This window comes from Aeromonas sp. BIGb0405, assembly GCF_024807335.1.
GTDB classification, from domain to species: Bacteria; Pseudomonadota; Gammaproteobacteria; order Enterobacterales; family Aeromonadaceae; genus Aeromonas; species Aeromonas rivuli.
This window is the reverse complement of the sequence record NZ_JANUEP010000003.1, coordinates 118,486-142,891: the sequence shown is the minus strand read 5'-3', so window position 1 is coordinate 142,891 and position 24,406 is coordinate 118,486. Positions and strand designations below refer to the sequence as shown.

10 protein-coding genes are annotated in these 24,406 nt (G+C 62.3%); 6 read left to right on the top strand and 4 right to left on the bottom strand.

Going from position 1 to position 24,406, the window contains the following annotated elements; genetic code table 11:
* Positions 1–11 precede the first annotated feature (11 nt).
* Both M2366_RS09025 and M2366_RS09020 read left to right on the top strand, forming a co-directional pair.
* Positions 12–473 (top strand): tripartite tricarboxylate transporter TctB family protein, encoded by a 462-nt coding sequence (locus tag M2366_RS09025; RefSeq protein WP_224430594.1) that lies wholly within the window; start codon positions 12–14, stop codon positions 471–473.
* A 10-nt stretch (positions 474–483) separates the two neighbouring features.
* Positions 484–2,013, top strand: coding sequence for a tripartite tricarboxylate transporter permease (locus tag M2366_RS09020; protein WP_224430595.1), 1,530 nt, complete (start codon positions 484–486; stop codon positions 2,011–2,013).
* 134 nt (positions 2,014–2,147) lie between these two features.
* On the opposite strand, the gene M2366_RS09015 is transcribed toward M2366_RS09020, so the two are convergent.
* Genes M2366_RS09015 through M2366_RS09005 form a run of 3 tightly spaced genes read right to left on the bottom strand, consistent with a single transcriptional unit; the run spans position 2,148 to position 5,664 of the window.
* Positions 2,148–2,813: a response regulator gene (locus M2366_RS09015; RefSeq protein ID WP_259235994.1), complete on the bottom strand. Its 666-nt coding sequence runs from the start codon at positions 2,811–2,813 to the stop codon at positions 2,148–2,150.
* Positions 2,814–4,400, bottom strand: coding sequence for a sensor histidine kinase (locus M2366_RS09010; RefSeq protein ID WP_259269518.1), 1,587 nt, complete (start codon positions 4,398–4,400; stop codon positions 2,814–2,816).
* A 43-nt stretch (positions 4,401–4,443) separates the two neighbouring features.
* Positions 4,444–5,664 (bottom strand): ROK family transcriptional regulator, encoded by a 1,221-nt coding sequence (locus tag M2366_RS09005; protein ID WP_224430597.1) that lies wholly within the window; start codon positions 5,662–5,664, stop codon positions 4,444–4,446.
* Positions 5,665–5,837: 173 nt separating this feature from the next.
* Between M2366_RS09005 and M2366_RS09000 the strand changes: the two genes are divergently transcribed.
* Positions 5,838–6,302, top strand: coding sequence for a YchJ family protein (locus M2366_RS09000; RefSeq protein WP_259269517.1), 465 nt, complete (start codon positions 5,838–5,840; stop codon positions 6,300–6,302).
* Between the two features lie 55 nt (positions 6,303–6,357).
* Here M2366_RS09000 and M2366_RS08995 read toward each other — a convergent pair whose 3' ends face one another.
* On the bottom strand, positions 6,358–19,653 hold the full coding sequence (locus tag M2366_RS08995) for a retention module-containing protein (protein WP_259269516.1): 13,296 nt from the start codon (positions 19,651–19,653) through the stop codon (positions 6,358–6,360).
* Between the two features lie 225 nt (positions 19,654–19,878).
* On the opposite strand from M2366_RS08995, the gene glpA reads away from it, so the two are divergent.
* From glpA to glpC, 3 genes are read left to right on the top strand one after another with little or no spacing between them, the layout of a single operon-like run.
* Positions 19,879–21,552: an anaerobic glycerol-3-phosphate dehydrogenase subunit A gene (gene glpA / locus M2366_RS08990; protein WP_259269515.1), complete on the top strand. Its 1,674-nt coding sequence runs from the start codon at positions 19,879–19,881 to the stop codon at positions 21,550–21,552.
* Positions 21,549–22,883: a glycerol-3-phosphate dehydrogenase subunit GlpB gene (gene glpB, locus M2366_RS08985; RefSeq protein ID WP_259269514.1), complete on the top strand. Its 1,335-nt coding sequence runs from the start codon at positions 21,549–21,551 to the stop codon at positions 22,881–22,883. Before glpA ends, glpB begins: the two co-directional genes overlap by 4 nt.
* Before the next feature lie 2 nt (positions 22,884–22,885).
* Complete coding sequence (glpC, locus tag M2366_RS08980) at positions 22,886–24,088, top strand: anaerobic glycerol-3-phosphate dehydrogenase subunit GlpC (protein ID WP_259269513.1); 1,203 nt, start codon at positions 22,886–22,888, stop codon at positions 24,086–24,088.
* Positions 24,089–24,406: the final 318 nt, after the last annotated feature.

Here is a 24,406-nt window from a genome sequence, read left to right as displayed (position 1 = left end):
AGAAGAAGAAGATGAATATCACCAAGGAGCGGTTCGGGGGATTGCTGTTTTTGCTGATCTCCCTGATCTATGGATTTTATGCCACCCAGATCCCAAGTTCCCCGGGAGATGAGTTCGAACCCTTTACCGCCAGCACCCTGCCCTATGCACTCGCGGCTATCGGCGTAGTGCTGTCCATCGTGTTGCTTGCCTTTCCCGGTGGCGAACGCCTGGGGAAAGAGGAAGGTAACTGGCGGCTGGTCTTTTCCCTGTTGCTGCTGATGGTGGCCTATGGGTTTGCACTGACCTGGCTGGGCTTCCTCATCTCCACCATCTTGTTCGTGATGGTCGGGATCCGTTTGATGGGCGAGCCACGCTGGAGTTATGCCATAAAAATCAGTCTGCCGTTCACCCTGTGCTTCTGGGCCTTGCTGACCAAGGGTCTGCATGTCTATCTCGAGCCGGGCCGGCTGTTTACCCAATTGATGGGTTAAAGGAAACGTTATGTTAGACGGAATCTTACAAGGTTTTGGCACCGCCATGATGCCCATCAACCTCTTCATGGTGGTATTGGGTTGCTTCGTCGGTACCTTTATCGGCATGTTGCCGGGCCTGGGCCCGGTCACCGCTATCGCCCTGATGATCCCCCTCACCTATGGGCTGGATCCCTCCTCCGGCATCATCCTGATGGCGGGGGTCTATTACGGCTCCATGTTTGGTGGTTCGACCGCCTCCATCCTGATCAACACCCCCGGCTGTGCGGCCAGCATGATCACCGCCATCGATGGCTATCCCCTGGCTCGCAAGGGTCATGCGGGCAAGGCGCTGGCCATTGCCGCCTATGCTTCCTTTGTCGGCGGTACCCTGTCTGCCATCATATTGATGGTGGCGGCCCCCTTGTTGGCACAGGTCTCACTCTCCTTCCAATCGGCGGACTACTTCGCGCTCATGGTATTGGGCCTCTCCGCCGTGGCGGCCTTTGCTGGCAAGGGCCAGGTGCTCAAGGGGCTGATCATGGCGCTGTTTGGCATCATGATCTCCACCATCGGCATAGACCGCAGCGTCGGGGTGGACAGATTCACCTTCGGGCTGCCAGATTTGCGCGATGGTTTCTCCTTCTTGTTGCTGGCCATGGCCACCTTCGCCCTGGCCGAAATCCTGATGGCGGTACTGCGTCCGGGCAAGGACAGCAGTGCTGAAGAAGCCAAACAGATGCAGCAACTTGGCTCCCTCAAACTCAGCAAGAGTGAAGTCAAAGAGATAGCCACTCCGACCATTCGCTCCTCAGTGCTTGGCTTCTTCATTGGTGTGCTGCCGGGCGCCGGTGCCACCATTGCCTCCTTCATGGCCTATGGTGCTGAACGTAACTTTGCCAGCAAGAAAAAGCGGGCCGAATTTGGCCATGGCAGTCTTACCGGTATTGCGGCCCCGGAAGCGGCCAACAATGCCGCCTCCAGTGGCGCCTTCGTGCCCTTGCTGACCCTCGGCATCCCGGGTTCTGGCACCACGGCCCTGATCCTCGGTGCCCTGATAGCCTATGGCATACAGCCGGGTCCACGTCTGTTCATGGAGCACCCGGAAGTGTTCTGGTCGGTGATCATCTCCATGTATCTGGGTAACGTGGTGCTCTTGATCCTCAACCTGCCGCTGATCCCTTACCTGGCCAAGATCCTGCAAGTGCCACGCCCGGTGCTGATCCCCATGGTGCTGCTCTTCTCGCTGATCGGGGTCTATCTGGTGTCATTCAACACCATAGATATCTATGTCATGGTCATCGTGGCCCTGGCGGCCATCGGCCTGCGCCTGCTCAACTTCCCCATGGCGCCCATGCTGCTCGGTTTCATCCTGGGCGGCATGCTGGAGGACAACCTGCGCCGCGCCCTGCTGATCAATGACGGCTCCATGAGCTTTATGTGGGAGCGCCCCATCACCCTCGGCTTCACGGTCATCACAGTCGCCATGCTGATGATCCCGCTCTGGCAATGGTGGCAAGGCCGCAAGGAGCCCAAAGGTGAACCGGTGACTCATTCCTGAATCGATGGCACTCTGCCGCCTCAGTACCCTACCCATAACGAGCAGAGACCTTGATAAACCAGAGTGATAACAAGCAGTAATAAAAAGAGCGCCATGATGGCGCTCTTTCTTTTCTGCTAGCGATGAGTATGAGATTAGCGGCGACGATAACGGCGCTCGGGTCGCCCGACGGTGCCATATTCGAGCTCGGGGAACGCCAGCTGCTGACCCACCAGAAACTCCAGGTAGCGACGGGCCGTGGTACGGCTCACCCCCACTCTCGCCCCTATCTCTTCGGCATTGGCCCCCTCGCCGGCCAGGGCGCTCAGGATCCGCTCAAGGGTCAGGGCATCGATGCCCTTGGGCAGGGTCAGCGGGTTGGCACTGCCTGCGCTGCTGCCAAGCAGGGCATCCACATCCTGCTGGCTGATATCGGCCAGACTGGCCAGGGCCTGGCTGCTCTGCCGGTATTTCTCCAGAGTGCCCTTGAGCCGCTCGAACACCACGGGTTTCAAGATGAAATCCACCACCCCCAGCCGCATCGCCTCCTGCAAGGTAGCCGCTTCCCGCGCGGCAGTGAGCAGGATGACATCCACTTCGGCCCCCTCCTGGCGCAACTGCTTGAGCAGACCCAACCCCTCGCCATCAGGCAGCCAGACATCGAGCAGCACCAGATCGGGTTTGAGCACGGCTATCTGTTCGCGGGCATCCGTGAGGGTGAGCGCCAGACCGCACAGGACGAAGCCGGGCAGCCGTTCGACGAAGCGGCGGTGGATCTCGGCGATGGCCGGGTCATCCTCCACTATCAATACCTTGATCATTCACACATCCTTGGGAATGTAACAGACAAAACAACTGCCCTGTTCGGTCGCCTCGATGACGATGTCGCCCTTGAGCGCATCCAGGGTCTTGCGCACCAGGGCCAGACCTATGCCATGACCTTGTTCGGCCTTGCTGCTGACGCCGGGTTCAAATAGCCGGTCCTGCAGCTCGGGGGCCACACCGCCAGCACCATCCTCGACCTCCAGAATAAGGTCCTGACCGAGATCCGTCATCGACACCCGGATAGGGGCATAGGGTGCACCGTGGCGACGGGTCGCCTCGAAGGCGTTGTCGATAAGGTTGCCAAGCAGGGTCACCAGCTGGGAGCCCGACACCCTGGCGGGAATATCGTACAGGCGAGAATCCGGCTCGACGATGAGCTCCAGTCCCAGTTCGTGGGCCCGGTGATACTTGCCGAGCAGCAGCCCTGCCACCTTGGGTTTGGCGATCGCCGCCATCAGGAAGCTGAGCAGAGTCTGCTCTGTGCCAGCCTCACGGCCAATGAAGGCGAGCGCCTCCTCATGGGCACCGAGTTCGATAAGCCCGGCGATGGTGCCCAGCTGATTGTTGTGTTCGTGGGTCTGCACCCGCAGCAGGTCGCTGTAAGCCTGCACCTGGCTGAGCTGGGCACTCAGTTCGGCCAGCTCATCCTTGCGCCTGAAGCTCGACACGGCCCCGATGAGTTCGCCATCGCGCACCAGCGGCAGACGGTTGACGATCAGATGCTGGCCGTTGAGCCAGATCTCCTCATCATATTGCGGCTTGGGATCATGGATGAGCGACAGCATGCGAGTCTCTGGCAGCAGATCGTTGATGGGGCGGCCTATGGCTCCCCTGGCCTGCTGTTCATCGAGATGCAACAGCTTGATACCATTGGGGTTGATGGAGGTGAGTCGCCCCTCGCCATCGATGGTGAGTATCCCCTCGCGCACGGTGCGCAGGGTACAGTCGAGTTCGGCATAGAGGCGCCCTATCTGTTCGGGCTCAAAGCCAAAGATGGCTTTCTTGTAGCGCCGCGCCAGCCAGCCAGCGGCCAGGCTGTTGAGCAACACGATAAGCAGAGTGATAAGCAGGCCAAAGCGCAGGAAACCGCGCAAGTCCGCGTCTATGTCGCGCACCAGATAACCGACCGAGACCACCCCGATGATCTGGCCCAGCTCATCACGGATCGGCGTCTTGCCGCGCACCGATACCCCGAGGGATCCCTTGGCATGGGAGACATAGGACTCCCCATTGACCAGGGCCCGGGTCGGATCGTCCCCCACCATCGGCTTGCCAATACGATCGGCCTGCGGATGCACCAGCCGCAGGGCGTTGCGATCGCCAATGACGATGAAGCTGGCGCCAACATCGACGCGGGTCTTCTCAACCAGCTGGTTGAGGCGAGCACTGTCTGCACGGCGCACCCCGGTGATCACCGCGGGATCCCGCGCCACCAACTGAGCCACGTCCAGAGCCTGATCGCCGACCTCACGATAACGCTGCTCCGAGACATAGTAATAGCTGGCGGTGCTGAGCAAGATCAGCTGCAACAGACTGATACAACACAGAATAAGAAGGAAGCGTCCCTGCAGTCCCAGTTTCATGAGGGGCGTCCTGCGCCGCGCCCTCTGACCATCATCCCCGCCATCATGACTCGTTGCCACCGCCCCGCAGCAGATCCAGCAGCAGGCTGCCGTCGCGCAGCGCCTTGTGTACCTGCACCGAGGTCGGCTTGGTGGGATCTTCGTAGAAGTGGGTCGACTCTATCTGCAAGCGCACCAGGTATTCTGAGGGCAACTGACTCGCCAGCGCCTGATGCAGCATGGGGAACAGCAGACGGTCGGCGCGGGTGATCTCGCCACCGAGCAGCAATTTACCCGGGTTGAGCAGGCAGATGAGATTGGAGAGCACCCGGGCGAGGCGGCCTGCGGCCTGATGCAAGATGTCCTGACACAGGCCATTGCCCGCCAGGGCCAGCTCGCACAGCTCACGAATGGTGACACTCTCGGGCAAGTCGGAGTTCGACCCGCCTATCCGCTCGCGCAGCTCACGGTATTGAGCCTCCAGCGCCTGATTGGTGACCAGGGTGCAGGCACAGCCAAAACCACCGCAATAGCAGCGCTGGCCATAGGGTTCGAGTTGCAGGTGGCTGAGATCCCCCAGCATGGCGGATTCGCTCTCCATCAGCTGACCATTGACCACCATGCCCACCCCGATGTCGTTATGGACGAACACCAGCACGGCATCGGCGCAATTTTTGGCCGCCCCCCACTCGCGTTCGGCCTGGATCCAGGTGCGCACATCGCCGCTGACCAGCACGGGCACCGCGAATGCCTGCTGCAGGGTCGGTCCCAGGGGCCAGTTGCGCAGATCATAGAAGGGGAAGTGACGTACCATGCCGGAATGGCGCTCCACCTGACCCGGCAGGCAGAGGGCGATGCAGGCCAGACGCAGGGCCCGCTTGGGCAAGAAGCTCTCTATCGCCTTGATGAGGCTGGCCAGCAGATCCCCCCGCTCGGTTTCGCTGAATTGGTGACGATGGCGTGCCAGAGAGCGGCCCGCCAGATCGAACAGCGCCATGTCCACATAGCCACGGCCCAGACGCATGGAGAGAAACTGGAAGCGACGCTCATTGATGCGCAGCAGGATCTGGCGCCGACCCCGACCGACAGAACTTTCGCCACAGGTCACCACCAGGCCGCCATCGAGCAGCTCCCGGGTGATCTTGGTGATGCTGGCGGGGGAGAGTCCGGTCAGGCGGGAGAGATCGGTGCGTGACAGCTCCTTGTGCTCCTCCAGACTGGCGTAGACCAGCCCATAGTTGAGCTGCCGGATCAAATCGATACTGCCTTTCACGATCTCATTCATAGGGTCTTTTAACGAAACGGCGAACAATGGTTAATTGTTCCATATTCTCGGCCAATCCCCAAACTGCACTGTCAGATCCCCGGCCCCGATCACTGATTATGCTGCGGTACTGGTCTGTGGCCCCCTCGCTTGGCTACAATCCCCGCACATTTGACTCAAAGACGGCCTATACCATGACCCCTTGCCCTTGCGGTTCCCCCCTCTCCTACCAGACCTGCTGCGCGCCTCTCCATCAGGGCCAGGCTGCCGCGAGCTGCGAACAGCTGATGCGCTCGCGCTACAGCGCCTTCGTGCTGGGACTGGGTGACTATCTGGTACTGAGCTGGCACCCGGACTTTCTGGGGGGGCTGACTGCCCGCGAGCTGAGTCGTATGGATACCCGCTGGGCGGGGCTTGAAATAGTGACCACCCAAGCTGGCACCCCGGATGATGAGGAGGGCCAGGTCGAGTTCAAGGCCTGGTTTATTCAAGGGGAGCAGCGTCACTGTCTCCATGAGCGCTCCCGCTTCACGCGCCTGGCAGGGCGCTGGGTCTATACCGAGGGTGTCCAGTTTCCCCATGACGCGTGCCCTCTGCCCGGACGCAACGATCCCTGCCCCTGTGGCAGTGGCAAGAAACACAAGAAATGCTGTGGCTGATGGGTCTGCCCAATCCCGATAAAGAACAAGGCCGCCCGAGGGCGGCCTTGTTGCATCATGACTGGGCCAGGATGAGGTGCTGGTTATCGATGAGCGAGGTGAGGATCTCGCTCTGACTGCCGCCCCCCATGTCGAGGCTGGAGAGATCCACGCTCTTGACATCGATGGACTGGGTTACCTGACCATCCCCGGCAGGAGAGATATCCAGATGCAAGTCACTCACCCCGTTGGCACCCGCCGTCACCGATACCTGGATATGGGAGAGCAGGCTGTTGATGTCATCCCCGCTCACCCCACCCAGCATGTCGCTGAGATCCAGCTTGTCCCCTTGCTGCAGGTTGAAATCGGTGATGGTATCGACCGCTGGCTGACTGGCTGATCCCGCATCCGGCAAGGTCCAGGCGAAGGTATCGCTGCCCAGCCCCCCGGTGAGAATGTCACTGCCTGCGCCGCCATAGAGGATGTCATCCCCCAGGCCACCGATCAGATGGTCATCACTGCCGCTGCCATGGAGCTCATTGCCCGCCACCGTATGGACTTCCAGAATATCCGGGGTTGAGCTGATGATGCTCCCCCCGGCGCTGGACTCGGCCTGCACGGCGATACTGTGGTCACCCACACCAAAGCCATCCAGGAACAGCGGCAAGCTGTTATCCCCGGGCAGCAGCCAGTCGCCATTGCCCAGATCCTGCCCCACCTGCTGGCCATGCTGATCCAGGACCTGGGCGCCATCCAGACCACTCAACCGGATGCTCAGCTCACCCGGCTCGGGGTTGGCGACCCAGGCACTCAGGCTGAGCGGAACCCAACCCCCCACCAGGGCCGTCACCCCATGCGTGTCGAGCTGCAAATTGGGCATATCGGCCTGGGCGGCCACGCTGATGCCGAGCTGGCCGCTATCTTCCAGGGCGCCACCGGAGCCCGTGTTACCGAGATCCGAGATAACCAGACTCAGGTTGTCGTCCCCCCAGTAGTCAGGACTCGGTTGATAGTGGACGGCGCCAGCCAGGAAGGCGTTGAGGGCATCCTGAGCCCCGGTCAGGATCAGGGTATTGCTGTTGCTACCCAGCACAGTGACCCCGGCCCCGGCCGCCGCGACCAGCAGGCCATGCTCGACCTTGAGGGTCAGCTGCATGGGCGCGGTGCCCGCATCGACATCCTTGACGCTGATGCCGCCGAGGATGATGTCGCCATCTTCATCCACGCTAACACCGCTGCCAGGCAGGGTCAGCTCGGGTGCGTCATTGACCGGCTGCACGGCTATCTCCAGGGTGCTGCTGACATCCTGCCCGCCACCGCTGCCGGTGTTGCCCAGATCGTTGGTCACCATCATCAGCTGATCGGTGCCAGTGAAGTTGGCGTCCCCCAGATAGTTGATGCCACTGCTTAGCAGGGCATTGATCGCATCCTGGGAGCCCAGCAGCGTCAGGTTGCCGCTGCCATCCCCCGTCACGGTGACCCCTGTGCCATCAACCACGGTCAGGCTGCCGTTGCCCACGCTCAGGCTAACCCGGATATCAGCGCCAGCGGCGTCCAGATCCTGCACCTGCAAGCCCTGGATCAGGTGGACGCTATCCTCCTCTGCCACCTGGGCCGGTGGCAGGATATTGACAGGATCATCGTTGACCGGCTGTATCTCGATGGGCAGCACATCGGTATCACTCAGGGCGCCGCCACTGCCGGTATTGCCAAGGTCATTGGTGACCATGGTCAAGGCGTCACTGCCATTGAAGTTGCTATTGCCCAGGTAGTCGATGCCACCACTGAGCAAGGCATTGATCTGCGCCAGGGTGCCGCTGAGCAACAGGGAACCGCTGCCGTCGCCGGTCACCGTCACTCCAGCGGCATTGAGCACCGTCAGGGAGCCGTGAGTCACCGACAGACGCACCTCTATGTTGCCACTGCCCGCGTCCACATCCTTGACCTGTAAACCCTGGATGGTGAAGGGCTTGTCCTCCTGGGCTACCTGAGGATCCCCGGGCAGCACGTTGATGGGGGCGTCGTTGACCGCATCCACCACCACCTGAATGTTGCCACTGACCTCGGGGCCGAGGGCGCCGTTGTCCAGGCTCTGGGCCGTCACCTTGAGATCCAGGGTGCCATTGGCGTCGTTGGTCACCAGTTCGATGGTGTCCAGCTTGCCGCCCGTCGTGGTCACTTGCCAGACGCCGCCGCCCAGATCCACCACAGTACCGGTCACCCCGCTCGGCAGACGGATCTCTGCCCCATCGGGCACCCCTGCTATGGTGACCCGCACCTGCTCCGGGCCGTTCTCGTGAACGTTGCTGGCGCTGCCGCCGGTGGCCTGGGTGTCCTTGGTCTCCAGCCCCAGGTTGAGGGTGACCACGTCCCCCTCGGTGCCGCTCGCCTTGTCCTGAATGTCGGCGATGATGACATCCCCCACCGGCTTGACGGTGACGGTGAAGCTGTCGCTGGTCTCGAGGGGGATGGTGATCCCCTTGTCAAGGGTGAAGGCGCTCAGGGTGAGCTCCACATTGCCGCTGAAGTTGGCGGGCGGGATCAGGGTCAGCTTGGAGAAGTCTGTGCCCACAGGCACCTGCCATACGCCACCGCCGTTGTTGACCGCCGGTGCCGACAGGGTGAAGCCGTCCGGCACCCCCTTGATCTGCAGCGCCACTATCTGCTCGGAGCCATCATTGTCGACCAGGGTCGCGCCTAGCCCGCCGAGGCTGACGCTGCCATCCTCGTTGCCACTCACATCCTTCACCGTGAGCTGGGCCGGATCATTGACCGGCAGCACCTCGAAGCTCGCATTGCCGCTCCAGCTGTCGCGATCCGTCCCCGTGGTGGCACTGTCCAGAATGTCGACCTTGATGCCCAGAGGTACCTGACCGCTGAAGTGCTCCCTGGGTACGAACACCAGATCCTTGAGATCATCGGGATCCGTCACCACCAGGGTATTGACCGGCTGGCCGTTGCCATCGAGGAAGTGGCCGTATCTGGCATCGACAGTCAGGGTCACCCGCTCCACCGTCTCCAGGCCGCCGTTGGCCACTGTGGGGCTGATGTCCGCGAGTTTGACCGAGAGATCGAGGTGGATCTCGGTGTCTTCCAGGTTGCTCGGCTGACCGTTCACCTCCTTCACCTGCAGGTGCAGCTCGGGCTGGCCATCCGCGCCGCCCTTGATGTCCACCTCGGGGGTGATGGAGAGGGAAACGACCTTCTCCACCGTCTTGGTGTCGCCGCTCACGGTGTCGGTATTGACCAGACGCACGTTGAAGCTCAGGTCGCTGCCAGCGTAATCCTCCGGCAGGGTCAGAGTCAGCTTGTCGAGGTCACTGAGGCCACCCGGCAGCTTGATGAGGTACTCGCCGTTGACGAAGTCGAAGGTGAGCCCCTGCACGCTCACGCCGGGAGGCAGACCGGTGAGGACTATGCTGAGCTCGTCATCACCGATGTTTGCCGTCCCCAGGGTCACCATGCTCTTGAGCTGGGTGCCAAAATTGACGCCGTGATCCTCCACCCCTGTGATGGGCTGGCTGTTGTCGAGATCGACGCCGGCCGCAAGCTGGCCAGAGTGGGTTGCACCTTTGAACTCGGCGCTGGCGGTGATCTCCCGATAAGCCGGTGCGCTGACATCCCCTTCGTTGTTATCGCCAAGATCGATCACCTTGGCGCTGACCTTGAAGGTGGCAGTGCCGGTGAAACCATCCGGTGAACGCAGGGAGAAGCTCCCGAGGGCGCTGTTAGGCACTGTCCAGTTGCCCTTGCCGTCGTTGATCCCGCCCACCACCACGAAGCCCGGCGGCAGATCGCTGATCACCAGATAATCGATGGTTTCGACGCTGCTCGGATCCAGATCCTCGAATACAAAGACATCTTTGAGCGGAATGTCATGACCATCCGGGCTGACCAGATCCCCACCCTGCTGCACCAGGTTGCCATCGGGTTCGACCACGGCCTGGATATCCACGTGCAGATTGCCGTCTATCACCTTCTGGGCTGTGACGCTGGAGTCCACATCGACCTGCGTCACCGTGACATGACTCTGGATGGTGGTGTCCCTGTCGCTGTCTTGTGGCGCCTTCACCAGCAGCTGACCGCCGCCGAGCAGGCTCTTCAGATCCGCGTCACTCAACTCCACCTTGCCGCCCGTCACGTTAAGCTGGGTCTCGACCCCGCCCACCCGGATCCAGATCTCGTAACCCGGCTCTATGCCGGATAGGCTGAGGTGAGTCACCTTTTCGGCGCTGTCGGTCAGGTCCGGCTGCCAGTCGAGCACGGCGAACTGATCCTCCAGACCATGGCTGGTCTTGGCATAGTCACCGGCATCGATGGCAGGCTCTACCTTGATGGTGAGCGGCACGTCGAAACGCTGGTGATCCCCGTCGTTCTCGGTCACCACCACGTGGGCGATGAGGTGGATGTCGGCGGTGCTGTTGGGGGGCGGCTGGATCTGCAGGTTGCCCAGACTAGAAACGTCGACCTGATAGGTCGGCTTGCCCTGAGCGTCGAGCCCGGCAAAGGTCAGGGTGAGCTCCTTGCCGTTGCCATCGAACACCTTGGCCCCTTCCGGCAAGCCTTCCAGCACCAGGTTGAGGGATTCGGAGCCATCGCCCGTCGTCTCCCCCGACGCCAGTTTGAAGTCCAGCGGCGCCTTGCCATCTTCCCCTATGGTGATGGTGTAACCGTCATTGCTGTCCTGGGTCCAGCCGGTGCTGTCCAGATTAAAATGAGGCTCATCCACCACCCCCACCAGATCCACATGCAAACCCTGGCTGCCGGTCACCTTCTCGTTGACCACTGTCTGGGTCTGACCATTGGCATCGGTCAGGGTGGCGGTGTCTTTTACCACCCCCTGGATGTTGAGATCGAAGTCGAGGTTGCTGTCCTTCGGCGGCTCGAGCTTGAGCTCGCCGATGCGGTCATAGGGCACTTCGTAATAACCGTTCGCATCCAGGGTGACCGCCACGCCGCCGAGCCAGAGGGTGGCACCGGCGGGCAGGCCGCTGATGCGCACGAACATACTCTCGGAGCCATCTGCGCTATCCCCCAGATGGGCGAGCACTATCTTGCTGCCCAGATCCAGCAGGCTGTCTTCCTTGCCCTGGATGTCACGAATGGTCAGTTTAGCGTCATCCGCCTGCGGGTTGACGTTGATCACCAGTTCGATGGGATCCCCAAGGGCAGTCTCCTGCCCGGTGACTACGGGGGTTTTCTCGGTGCTGACCGGGGTCACGACCAGCTTGATGTCACCGCTGTAGTCCTTGCCGGGCACCACGATGATCTTGTTGATCTCCCCCGCAGAGACGGTCACCAGGCCGTTTGCGTCGGGCGTGAGCACCTTGCCGTTCAGGGTCAGGCTGCCTTCGCCTGACGCCCACTTGATCTGGTAGCTCAGGGTCTCGGAGCCGTCCGTGTCGGTGAGGTTGGCCTGCACGTTGAGAGCGATGCCGGTGCTGTCCTCATTGGTGCTGTAGTGCTTATTCGTGCTGCCATCATCCCAGAGCGGCTTGTCGGCAATGCCCTGCACAGTGATGGCCAGGTTGCCGGTCAGCACGGGGGGCTTGCTGCCTTCTGTGACACCGACCTGCAACTGCACCGGGAAGGACAACGGCTTGCCGCCATCGTTGTAGCTCGAGTAGTCGTGATCGGGCACAAAGGTCACGCCCTTGAGTTCGAACTTGTCGTTGGTACCGACAACGGCTTGCATCGCCGCGGGTGGCACCTGATACCAGGTCTTGCCACCTTGGGTGATGGTGGTGAGCGCCACACCGTTGAAGTAGAAGGTGCCATGGGCATTGGCCGGGGCCTGGATCAGCAACTGCTCCACATGCTCGCCCCGATCGAAGTCGCCTATGTCCAGGTTCATGGTAATGGGGATGCCCTGAGTCGGATCTGTCGCGCCAGCATCCTCTTTCCCCGGCACGGCTTCGACCACGAGTTTGCCCGCCTCATCCCTGATGGTCAGGGTCAGCACCCCATCATCGGTATCCCCATCCCCGTCCACCAGGTGGAAGTCGACCTTCTGCACCAGGGTGTTGTTGCTGTGATCTATATCCGCCCGGGCGGTGAAGCTGTAATTCCCCTCGGCGTTGATCACCAGGGTGCCTATGGTCTGGCCAGTGCTGTCTGTGACCGTAATGGTGGTGTTGCCGCTGGCGGCGATGGGGTGCTCGACCCCATTGATGGTGACCGATCTCACCACGGCATCGTCGGCCCCCTCGCTGGCGGTAGCCAGCAGATCGCCGCTCACTTTCGCCCCCTGGTTCAGGGTCTTGCCGGCATCGACCGCGTCGGGCACATCGTCCCGCACGCTCACATGGCCTATCACCTCGCCGCTGAGATCCCCATCGCTGTCCAGGGCCTGCAACGGCAGCTGAATATCGAGCAGATCATTGCCCTGAGCACTGTGATCCAGATTGCCGGTCAGCTCGAAGGTATAACGGCCGGAGACATCCAGGGTCAGCTTGAAGATGAGCTTGCCCCCACTGTCCTTGCCCAGATAGACACCCGGCTGGCTGTCGGCGCTTATGCTGACGGCCTTGCCCCCGGAGCTGAGCTGGTTGAGGGCGTTGAAGCGGGCCACATCCAGTTGCAGGGCCACCACCTTGTCGCTACCCGCATCGATGACCACCTGCCCTGTGGCTTTATCCCCTGTACCCGCAGGGTTGGTGCCCCCGTGCTGACCAGTGCCGCCATTGAGATCCGACTCATTGACGGTGACACTCCCGATGGAGCTGATCACGGGGTCGGCGGCATCGGTGATCACTGCCGTTGTGTTGCCGGTGATCACAGAGCCGTCGCTGTCGGTCACCTGGACCGGCAGGGTCAGGTTCAGCTTGTCGTCGGCGCCGTGATCCAGGTTGGTGTGCACAGTGACCTTGTAATCCAGGGTCGCCGAGCTGTGGGCCGCTATGCTGCCCGGCACGCTCGGCAGGGTCACGCTCAGCACCAGGGTGCCGCTCGCGGTGACCCCCTGGAAGCTGTGGCCATTGCTGCCCGGCACCTCCTGCCAGGTCAGGGTCTCACCGTTGTGGGTGATGGCCTTGCCGCTGGCATCCACGACCTGACCGGAGAGGGTCAGGCGCACGTCCACCACGGGATCAGAATCCGCCTTGATGGTGAGTGTGCCACTGGCCTGCTGGTCGTCACCGGTCTGATTGTTCGCAGCCCCATCGAAACGCCCTTCGGTCAGGGTCACCCCGGTCAGGGTCAGCACTGGCTTGTCCCCTTCCGCAATGCTGATGTTGAGGGTGCCCGAGGTGGTGTCGTTGTTGCCTGATCCCTTGTCGCTGTCGACGACGTTGACCTTGAACGGCAGCTCGGTGCTGCCGCCATTGGTCTGGTGTACCCCCTCAAACAGGGTCACCTTGTAGTCAAAACCGTTGCTGGCGGCGTTGTCGAGCTTGCCGCTGATTTCGACCTGCAGCACCTCGACCCGCACCCCGTTCACTTCCACATAGCCCTTGAGGATCTGGTTGCCCGGGATGCTGGCATCGCCGTCCACCAGTTCGTATTTCACGCTCTGGCCCAGGGCGGTCAGGGCCGGTTGCTCGGCGATGTCGGCGAACGACACCTCGTTCACCCGATCCGAGCCTGCATCGATCTGGAACTGGCCCGTGCCGGTCAGGGGAGCGCTGCCATCGAGGTTGCCCTCGTCCAGGCTCACCCCGCTGCCCGCCACGAAACCGGGGGCATTGCCGTCCTTGATGGTCAGCGGCAACTGGGTGGAGACCCTGTCCCCATCCTTGTCCGTGAGGGTGATGGCCAGGGGCAGGTCGAGGGACTCGCTGCCCTGGTGATCCAGCTCACCACTCAGGGTCACCTTGGTGGTGACGCTCCAGTTGCCGTTGTTGTCCACCAGGCTCAGCTCGGCACGCAGCACCTCGCGGCCGTCCGCGCTGGTGCCCACCAGATCCCCATTGGCATCCAGGGTAAAGGTGACCGGGCTGCCGTGGCTGCTGTATTTGCCGTTCAGGCTGCCTTGAATGGCCGCAATATCGAACTTGAGACTGTCGGGCGCCAAGGCATCAGCACCGTGGCTCACGGTGAAGCTCATATTGCCCACCACGGCGGCGTCGCCCTGGTTGGCCTCGGTCAGGCTGGTGCCGGTCACGGCGCTGATCACCGGGTTGGCCCCATCGCCGATGGCGACGCTTAAAGAAGAGGAGACGGTGTCCCCATCACTGTCTGTGAGGGTGAAGCCCGCCAAAAGCCGACTGTCCGCACTGCCCTGATCCAGCGGCTGGTTCAGGGTGAAGACGTAGTGACCTCTCTGATCAAGCGTGAGGGTGAAGACATTCTGGCCGTTGACGGCGCCGCTGATGCTGTTGCCGCTGATGGTGATGACAACGGGCTGGCCGCCGCTGGTGAGCCCCTGCAGGCCCGGCTGGCTGGCATCGAAACTGATGTTGGCAAGGGGATCGCTGCCGGCGGTGATGTTCAGATCCCCAGAGAGGGTCTGGGCCGCGCTCCAGTTGCTGTCCTCCACCAGAGTCAGGGAGACGGGGTCGACCTGGGGCAAGACGCCGTCGGTGATCTGGATATTGAGGGTGCCGAGGTTGCTCTGGTCGCCGTCAAAGTCGCTGCCCACTACCTGCAGCCCCAGGTTGACGCTGTTGGTATTGACCGGTTGATCCAGCACCCCATCGAGCGTCACATGGTACTTGCCATCCAGATCCAGGGTCACGGTCAGGATTGTTTTGCCACCCGCATCCAGCAGGGTGATCTGGTTGCCATTGACCTGATAGCTGGTCGGCTTGCCGCCGCTGGTGAGACCATCCAGGGCCGGCTGGTTCCCCTCGAAGTTGAGGGACACCAGGCGGTCACTGCCGACATTGACCGGCAGTTGGCCATCCAGGCTCTGGCCGGCGGCCCCTTCCTGCAGGCTGATGCCGGTGTCGATGCCAAGGCTGGGGTCGGCCGCATCGGTGATCACTGCCGTGGTATTGCCGGTGCTCACAGAGCCATCGCTGTCGGTCACCTGGACCGGCAGGCTCAGGTTGAGCTTGTCGTCGGCGCCGTGATCCAGGTTGGTGTGCACAGTGACCTGGTAATCCAGGGTCGCCGAGCTGTGGGCCGCTATGCTGCCCGGCACGCTCGGCAGGGTCACGCTCAGCACCAGGGTGCCGCTCGCGGTGACCCCCTGGAAGCTGTGACCATTGCTGCCCGGCACCTCCTGCCAGGTCAGGGTCTCACCGTTGTGGGTAATGGCCTTGCCGCTGGCATCCACGACCTGGCCGGAGAGAGTCAGGCGCACGTCCACCACGGGATCCGAATCCGCCTTGATGGTGAGTGTGCCGGTGGCCTGCTGGTCGTCACCGGTCTGGTTGCTCGCGGCCCCATCGAAGCGCCCCTCGGTCAGGGTCACCCCAGTGAGGCTGAGGGTCGGTTTGTCCCCTTCCGCAACGCTGATGTTGAGGGTGCCCGAGGTGGTGTCGTTGTTGCCTGATCCCTTGTCGCTGTCGACGACGTTGACCTTGAACGGCAGCTCGGTGCTGCCGCCATTGCTCTGGTGTACCCCCTCGAACAGGGTTACCTTGTAGTCAAAGCCGTTACTGGCGGCGTTGTCGAGCTTGCCGCTGATTTCGACCTGCAGCACCTCGACCCGCACGCCATTGACTTCCACATAGCCCTTGAGGATCTGGTTGCCCGGGGTGCCGGCATCGCCGTCCACCAGTTCGTATTTCACGCTCTGGCCCAGGGCGGTCAGGGCCGGTTGCTCGGCGATATCGGCGAACGACACCTCGTTCACCCGATCCGAGCCGGCGTCCACGGTGAAGTGACCTGTGCCGGTCAGGGGTGTACTGCCATTGAGGTTGCCCTCGTCCAGGCTCACCCCGCTGCCCGCCACGAAGACGGGGGCATTGCCGTCCTTGATGGTCAGCGGCAACTGGGTGGAGACCCTGTCCCCGTCCTTGTCCGTGAGGGTGATGGCCAGGGGCAGGTCGAGGGACTCGCTGCCCTGGTGATCCAGCTCACCGCTTAAGACAACCTTGGTGGTGACGCTCCAGTTGCCGTTGCTGTCCACCAAGTCCAGCTCGGCGCGCAGCACCTCGCGGCCGTCCGCGCTGGTGCCCACCAGATCCCCGTTGGCATCCAGGGTAAAGGTAACCGGGCTGCCGTGGCTGCTGTATTTGCCATCCAGACTGCTCTGGATCGCCGCGATATCGAACCTGAGGCTGCTCTGATCGAGGGCATCCGAGCCGTGGCTCACGGTGAAGCTCATATTGCCCACCACGGCGGCGTCGCCCTGGTTGGACTCGGTCAGGCTGGTGCCGGTCACGGCGCTGATCACCGGGTTGGCCCCATCGCCGATGGCGACGCTCAAGGTGGAGGAGACGGTATCCCCATCCGAATCAGTCAAGGTGAAGCCCGCCTTGATCAGGCTGTCCGCACTGCCCTGATCCAGCGGCTGGTTCAGGGTGAAGACGTAGTGACCTCTCTGATCAAGCGTGAGGGTAAAGACATTCTGGCCGTTGACGGCGCCGCTGATGCTGTTACCGCTGATGCTGATGACAACTGGCTGGCCGCCGCTGGTGAGCCCCTGCAGGCCCGGCTGGCTGGCATCGAAGCTGATGCTGGCAAGGGGATCGCTGCCGGCGGTGATATTGAGATCACCGGAGAGGGTCTGGGCCGCGCTCCAGTTGCTGTCTTCGGTCAGAGTCAGGGAGACGGGGTCGACCTGGGGCAAGGCGCCGTCGGTGATGGCGATATTCAAGGTGCCGAGGTTGCTCTGGTCGCCGTCGAAGTCGGTGCCTTGCACCTGCAGCCCCAGGTTGACGCTGTTGGTGCCCACAGGTTGATCCAGCACACCGTCGAGCGTCACATGGTACTTGCCGTCCAGATCCAGGGTCACGGTCAGCACCGTCTTGCCACCCGCATCCAACAGGGTGATGACATTGCTATTGACCTGATAGCTGGTCGGCTTGCCGCCGCTGGTGAGACCATCCAGGGCGGGCTGGCTTGCCTCGAAGTTTAGGGACACCAGGCGATCGCTGCCCACATTGACCGGCAGCTGGCCATCCAGGCTCTGACCGGCGGCCCCTTCCTGCAGGCTGATGCCGGTGTCGATGCCAAGGCTGGGATCCATGCCGTCATTGATGGCGATCTGCAAGTCGGCCGCTGACGTCCCATCGCCATCAATCTCGACGGCACCGACCTTCAGCCCCAGGATCAGGGCATCCGACCCCTGGTGATCGAGTGGTCCCGTCAGACTGACGTTGACCTCTCCTTTGACGTCATCGCCGTTCTGGGTGGCGCTGAGCTTGGCCTGAAGCACCTCGACCCGCTGGCCATTGCCATCCAGGTAATAGCCACTCAGGGTCAAATCATCAACGAATTCAAAGGTCAGCGGATGACCGTCGCTGCTGTACTGGCCTTGCAGCGCCGCCAGGACGCTGCTCTGTTCCACGAAGCCCAGGGTGTCGGCGATGATGGGATCCGCGCTGTGCTTGACCTCAAACTGAGCCACTCCCACCACGGCGCTGGCATCCTGGAAGGCATCTTCGGTCAGGGTAATGCCGGGTATCTGGAAATCGGGGGGTGTGCTATCGAGCAGTTCAATGCGCAGCGGCGCTTCGACCAGATCCCCATCGCTATCGCGATACTCCAGCCCAAAGGGCAGCACCAGCTTGTCTTGGCCATGATCCAGACTCTGCTGCCAGGTCAGGGTATAGGTGCCGTTGTTGTTGACCGTCAGGGTGAATACCGGCTGGCCGTTGGCACTGGCCACCAGCTGCTGGCCACTCTGGCTATAGGTCAGGGGAGCACCATGGCTGGTGAGGCCCAGACTTTCGAGGGCGGACTGATCCGCCGCCAGTGTCACCTTGAGGCCGCCATCGTTCCCCGAGCCTGTGTTGAGCTGGCCGGTTTGGCTGATGGGTCCATTGGCGAGATCTGCTTCCGATAGCACCAGGGTTTCACTCTGACCGATCAGAGGCACCCCATCGCTCACCTGATTGCCTGCCAAGTCCGTCACATTGGCCTTGATGGTGATGGGTCCCTTGAAGCCGGATAGATCCAGACCATCAATCTGCCAGCGGCCATCGGCCCCGACCTTCCCCTGCACATTGAGCACCGGCTGACCGGCGCCGCTCAGGCTGATAAACACGGTCTGACCCGGTTCAACCTGCGTCACTGTGCCGCTCAGGGTTGCGTTATTGCTACCCCAGAGCCGACCGGCATCCAGATCGTCGATGTCGATGCCGGCCTGGGTGTCGACGGTGACCGTCAGGGTATCGCTCGCCTTGTTGCCGGCGATATCGACCGAATCAACCTTGAAGTCATAACGGCCATCGGCCAGGGTCTGGGGAATGGGGAACTGCCAGTTGCCGGCACCATCGACGGTGAGCACCGCCAGCACCTGATTGCCCAAGGTCAGCGTGACGGTGGCACCGGGCTCCCCCTTGCCTTGCAGGAGCGGCGTGGTGTCACGGGTCAAGTCGTCCGTCTGGCTGGCCCCCGAGTCGCTCTCATCGGCCAAGTCGAGGGTGATGGTGGTAATGGTATCGAGCAGGGTCAGGCCATCATCGACCGCCTCGTTGCCGAACAGATCGACGGTGTGGGCATGAATGGTGAGCGGGCCATCGACCAGCTTGCCGGTCACGTCGCCAAAATCGGCCTCCCACAGATTGCCGGGCAGCACCACTGTGGTCACCGTCAGGCTGTTGCCTGCGCTGTCGGTCAGGGTAACGGTGACGGGTTGCCCCACCTCCACGTCCTCGACCTGGCCGCGAATGATGAGCCCTGTCACCTCCTCGGCATTGATGATGTTGTCGCGGGTCTGGGGTTCAAAGACGGTGATGGCGGCAAAGGTATCGATATAGTCGCCAGCCAGGGGGCCCCGGGGCTGATCGAGGGCAGCCCGGTGATCGGTATCAAACCCGGCATCGGCCAGGGTCGCATCATTGGTACGGTCTACCACGATAAAACCAGCGGCGCTCGAACCGGCGCCCGCCACGCCGCCCCCAGCCGTTGCGGCAGGGCCTGCGGCGGTTTCGGCAAAGACGGCGGTCGGGTCAGCACCGGCGCGGATGGCTTGTTGCAGCGCCTCGAGATCCACATTGGTCGGCTCTTTTTCAGGCTGGCCACTGAGGGTCAGGGTATGCTGGCTCGATACCCAGTTGCCCTGCTCATCGCTGCAGGTGGCGCAATCAGGACCAATCTCGACAGCTTGGCCATCAACGCCTATTACGGCCTGGCCATTGCGACCGGTGAGCATGACCTGACCCGCGGCGATTTGCCCCTCGGGCGGCATCTGGGAGACAGTGCCATCCTGGTCGATAATGAACACCTCTCCTTGAACCTGTTTGACCTGCGTCGGAGTATCCACTCGATTACCTTCCATACTGTCCCCTTGCTGCTCATCACTTCTGTAAAGTTTCATATGGAAACTCATGCCGATATACTAGCCAACCCGGCGGGCTTCTCATCAATACGCACATAATAAAGCAATCGTTCAATCCTGGGTAGCATGTGTGATTTCACCCACAAAACCACAAAAACCCCCCTCATTACTTTCGATATCGAACATTAACTTGGTCTAAATCAAACATTCCCACTTTGCTTCCCACCACACTGCCCCATCAGGCAGGGAATGAGGATCAGAAAGATGAACAGGATCACGACCAGGGTAGTCATCATCGGAGGGGGGGCAACCGGTGCCGGCATCATGCGCGATTGTGCCCTGCGCGGCATAGATTGCATCCTGCTCGAGCGCGACGACATTGCCGCCGGCACCACGGGGCGCAACCATGGCTTGCTCCATTCCGGCGCCCGTTATGCCCTGACGGATCCCGAATCTGCCCGGGAGTGTATCCAGGAGAATCGCATCCTCAAGCGCATCGCCAGCCACTGCGTCGATGATACCGGCGGCCTCTTCGTGACGCTGCCCGAGGATGACATCGGCTTCCAGGATCCCTTCATGCAAGCCTGTGCCCAGGCCGGGATCCCGGCCCGCCAGCTCGAACCCAAAGAGGCGCTGCGCCTCGAACCCAATGTCAATCCCGCCTTGATTGGCGCCATACAAGTACCGGATGGCACCGTCGATCCCTTCCGGCTCGCCACCGCCAACGTGCTCGATGCCAAGGAGCATGGCGCGCGCATCTTGACCCACTGCAGCGTCGTGGGGCTGTTGCGCCAGCAAGGGAGGGTACATGGGGTCAGAGCCATCAACCTGCGCACCGGCGAAGGGTTCGAGATAGAAGCCGAGCAGGTGATCAACGCCGCCGGCATCTGGGGCCAGCAGATCTGCGAGTATGCCGAGCTGGGCATCCGCATGTTTCCGGCCAAGGGCTCCCTGCTGATCATGGATTACCGCCTCAACCAGCTGGTGCTCAATCGCGCACGCAAACCAGCGGACGCCGACATTCTGGTGCCCGGGGACACCATCTCCCTCATTGGCACCACCTCCAGTCGCATCGACTATGACAAGATTGACCAACTGCGCGTCGAACCCGAGGAGGTCGAGGTGCTGCTGCGCGAGGGCATCAAGCTGGCCCCCGCCATGGCCCAGACCCGCTTGCTGCGCGCCTATGCGGGGGTGCGCCCCCTGGTCGCGGTGGATGGCGATGAGTCGGGCCGCAACATCAGCCGCGGCATAGTGCTGCTCGACCATGCCAGTCGGGATGGTCTGGAAGGCTTCATCACCATCACGGGGGGCAAGCTGATGACCTACCGGCTGATGGCAGAGATGGCCACGGATCTGGTCGCCAGCAAGCTTGGCAACAGCAAACCCTGTCGTACCGCCCTGCAGGCCCTGCCAGGCTCACGGGATCCCGCGCCCACTCAGACCTTCGGTCTGTCGGCACCGGCGCAAGGATCCGCCGAGTCGCGCCATGGGGAGCGGGTCATCGCCTTCTTTCGAGACAATCCCAAGGCCAACGCCCTCATCTGCGAGTGCGAGATGGTGACCGCCGCTGAGATTGAATATGCCCTGCGCGAGCTGGACGTGGACAACCTGGTGGATCTGCGCCGTCGCACCCGGCTCGGCATGGGCCCCTGCCAGGGCGAGCTGTGCGCCTATCGCGCCGCCGGTCTGATGCACGAATATGGCAAGGCCGATGGCCGCGCCGCCTGCGTCATGCTGCGCGACTTCCTGGAGGAGCGTTACAAGGGGGTACGCCCCGTGCTGTGGGGGGATGCCCTGCGCGAAACCGAATTCACCCACTGGATCTATGAGGGGTTGTTCGGTCTTGGCAATCTGACTGGCCCCACCGACATCACAGCGCCGCAGGGATCAGAGCACTCCCCCGCCCCCCTGCGCCATGAAGGAGTATCCCCATGAGATTCGATACCATCATCATTGGCGGCGGCATGGCCGGTCTGTGCGCCGGGCTGCGCCTCGCCGAGGCGGGCCAGAAAACGCTGATCATGGCCTCGGGTCAGAGCGCCCTGCACTTCTCCTCCGGCTCGGTGGACGTGCTCGATTGCCAGGGGGATCCCTTCGCCGCCCTGCCCGCCTTCCTGGCGACCCATCCGCTCCACCCTTATCAAAAGGTCGGGCTCACTCATATTGCGGCCAGCCTGGCCGATCTGCAGCGCCACTGCGCCGAGCAGGGATTGCCGCTGTTCCATGAGTCGCACAATCACCTGCGGCTCACCCCCATCGGCACCCTCAAGCCGACCTGGCTCTCGCCGACCAGCAGTGCCTGTCTGGGCGAGGCGCCCGCCCCGGCCGTCCTGCTGCTGGCGACTCTCGAGGGCTTTCGCGACTTTCAACCGGCGCTGGCGGCGGCCAACCTGGCCCTGCATCCGCGTCTGGCCCAGAGCCGCATCCTGACCGGCGAGATATGTCTGCCCCAGCTCGCGACCTTTAACCGCAATCCTCATGAGTTTCGCTCGGCGGACATCGCCCGCCTGTTCGACAAGCAGGGTAAGGAGGGGCAGGCTCTGCTGGGCGCGCTGGCCGAGGAGATCCGCCGCCTGCTGCGCGAGAGCGACGCCCCCGACTGCCGTCATCTGGTGCTGCCCGCCTGCCTCTCCCTGGGGTTGGCGGGGCCACGGCTCGCGGAACTGGAGCGGCTCACCCAGTGCACCCTTCGCGAAGTCGCCACCATGCCCCCTTCCCTCATCGGCATGCGGATGCAAGATGCGCTCAGGCGCCGCTTCCAGGCTCTGGGCGGCACCTTCCTCATCAGTGAGCGGGTATTGGGCGCCACCCTGGATGACGACAGGGTCACGGGGGTGCATAGCCAGAACGGCGCCGATCAGCTCTTTGAGGCCGAGAATTTCGTGCTCGCCAGTGGCAGCTTCTTCAGCCGTGGCCTGATCTCGCGTCTGGGAGGGATCAGTGAGCCCATCTTCGATGCCGACGTGATCAGCCTGGCCGAGCGCGATGCCTGGGCCGGTCGCCGCCTGTTCGACCAGCACCCCTTCATGGGTTTCGGAGTCAAGACGGATGACAGGTTGCGGGTCATGCGCGGCGGCAAGCCCCTCGCCAACCTCTATGGTGCCGGCAGCGTGCTGGCACACTATGACCCTGTGGCGGAAGGCTCAGGCTCCGGGGTGGCGGTCGCCACCGGCTGGCACGCCGCCGATCAGATACTCGCCAAGGTTGTCGCCCGAGACTCAAAGACCGGTTCCCCCCTCACTTCATCACTCGCCCGGGAGGCTTAACCATGCCCTTGGATCATGCCAACCAGACCTTCGATCAGTGCATCAAATGCACCGTCTGTACCGCCTATTGCCCGGTGGCCAAGGCCAATCCCGCCTATCCGGGCCCCAAACAGGCCGGGCCCGACGGCGAGCGGCTGCGCATCAAGAGCCCGGCCCTCTATGACGAGGCGCTCAAACATTGCACCAACTGCAAACGCTGCGAAGTGGCCTGCCCGAGCGGCGTGCGCATCGGCGACATCATTGCCAAGGCCAAGCACCAGTACAGTGGTTTCAAGCCGGGGGTGCGTGAGTTCGTGCTCTCCCACACGGACTTGATGGGCAGCATGTCGACCCTGATGGCCCCCATCGTCAACTTCACCACTGGACTCAAACCGGTGAAGCAAGTGCTGGACAAGGCGCTCGGGGTCTCCTCCCACCGGGACCTGCCCAAATATTCTCAAGGCACCTTTCGCGGCTGGTTCAAGAAGCAGCAAGCCGTGCAGGCCAGCTATCGCCGACAAATCGCCTATTTCCACGGCTGCTACGTCAACTACAACCACCCGCAGCTCGGCAAGGAGCTGGTGCAGGTGCTCAATGCCATGCACATAGGGGTGCAGTTGCTGGCGCGGGAGAAGTGCTGCGGCGTGCCGCTCATTACCAACGGCTTCATGGCCAAGGCCAAGCAGCAGGCCGCCTTCAACATCAAACAGCTCGAAAACAGCCTGCTCGGCAACGAGATGCCCCTGCTGGCCACCTCCTCCACCTGCGGTTTCACCCTGAGGGACGAATACCCGCACCTGCTAGGCCAGGATAATCGCAAGGTGCGAGATCGCATCTCGCTGGTGACCCGCTTCCTGTGGAACGAGTTTTACCAGGGCAACAAACCGGCCATGAAGCCCCTCAACCTGCACATTGCCTATCACACCCCCTGTCACCTGGAGAAGATGGGGGGCGTCATCTACACCCTGGAACTGCTGCGCGCCATTCCCGGGGTCAGGGTGACGGTGCTCGACTCCCAGTGCTGCGGCATCGCCGGTACCTACGGCTTCAAGTCGGAGCACTACCAGACCAGCCAGACCATAGGTGAGGGGCTGTTTGAGCAGATCAATCAGCTCGAGCCGGACCTGGTGATCACCGACTGCGAGACCTGCAAGTGGCAGATTGAGATGAGCACCCCCTTTCGCTGCGAGCACCCCGTGCATCTGCTGGCCCTGGCGCTGGCCTGAGGCTGGCGCAGCCCGATATAAGCGGGGCGAGCCTGCAGGCTCGCCCCTCCCCACCATGGTCCAGGTTGCCCTGAGAAAGGCTGCGTCAGCTCCCCCGCACCCGGTGCTCGCCTTGCCCTCAACACTGTCTCCATTCGGGCATAATCGGCGACTTGGCCGTCAAGATGGGCCCCCCATCAGCAGCCGTCGCTGCCATTGGCCCCCTAGCCAAACAGGGCCTCAAAAAAGCCCCATTCATGAGGTTATCAACCGAAGGGGTACCAATAGACACTCATCCATCCCCCGACAAGCATAAAATCTTATCAGTTCAAGGTGATG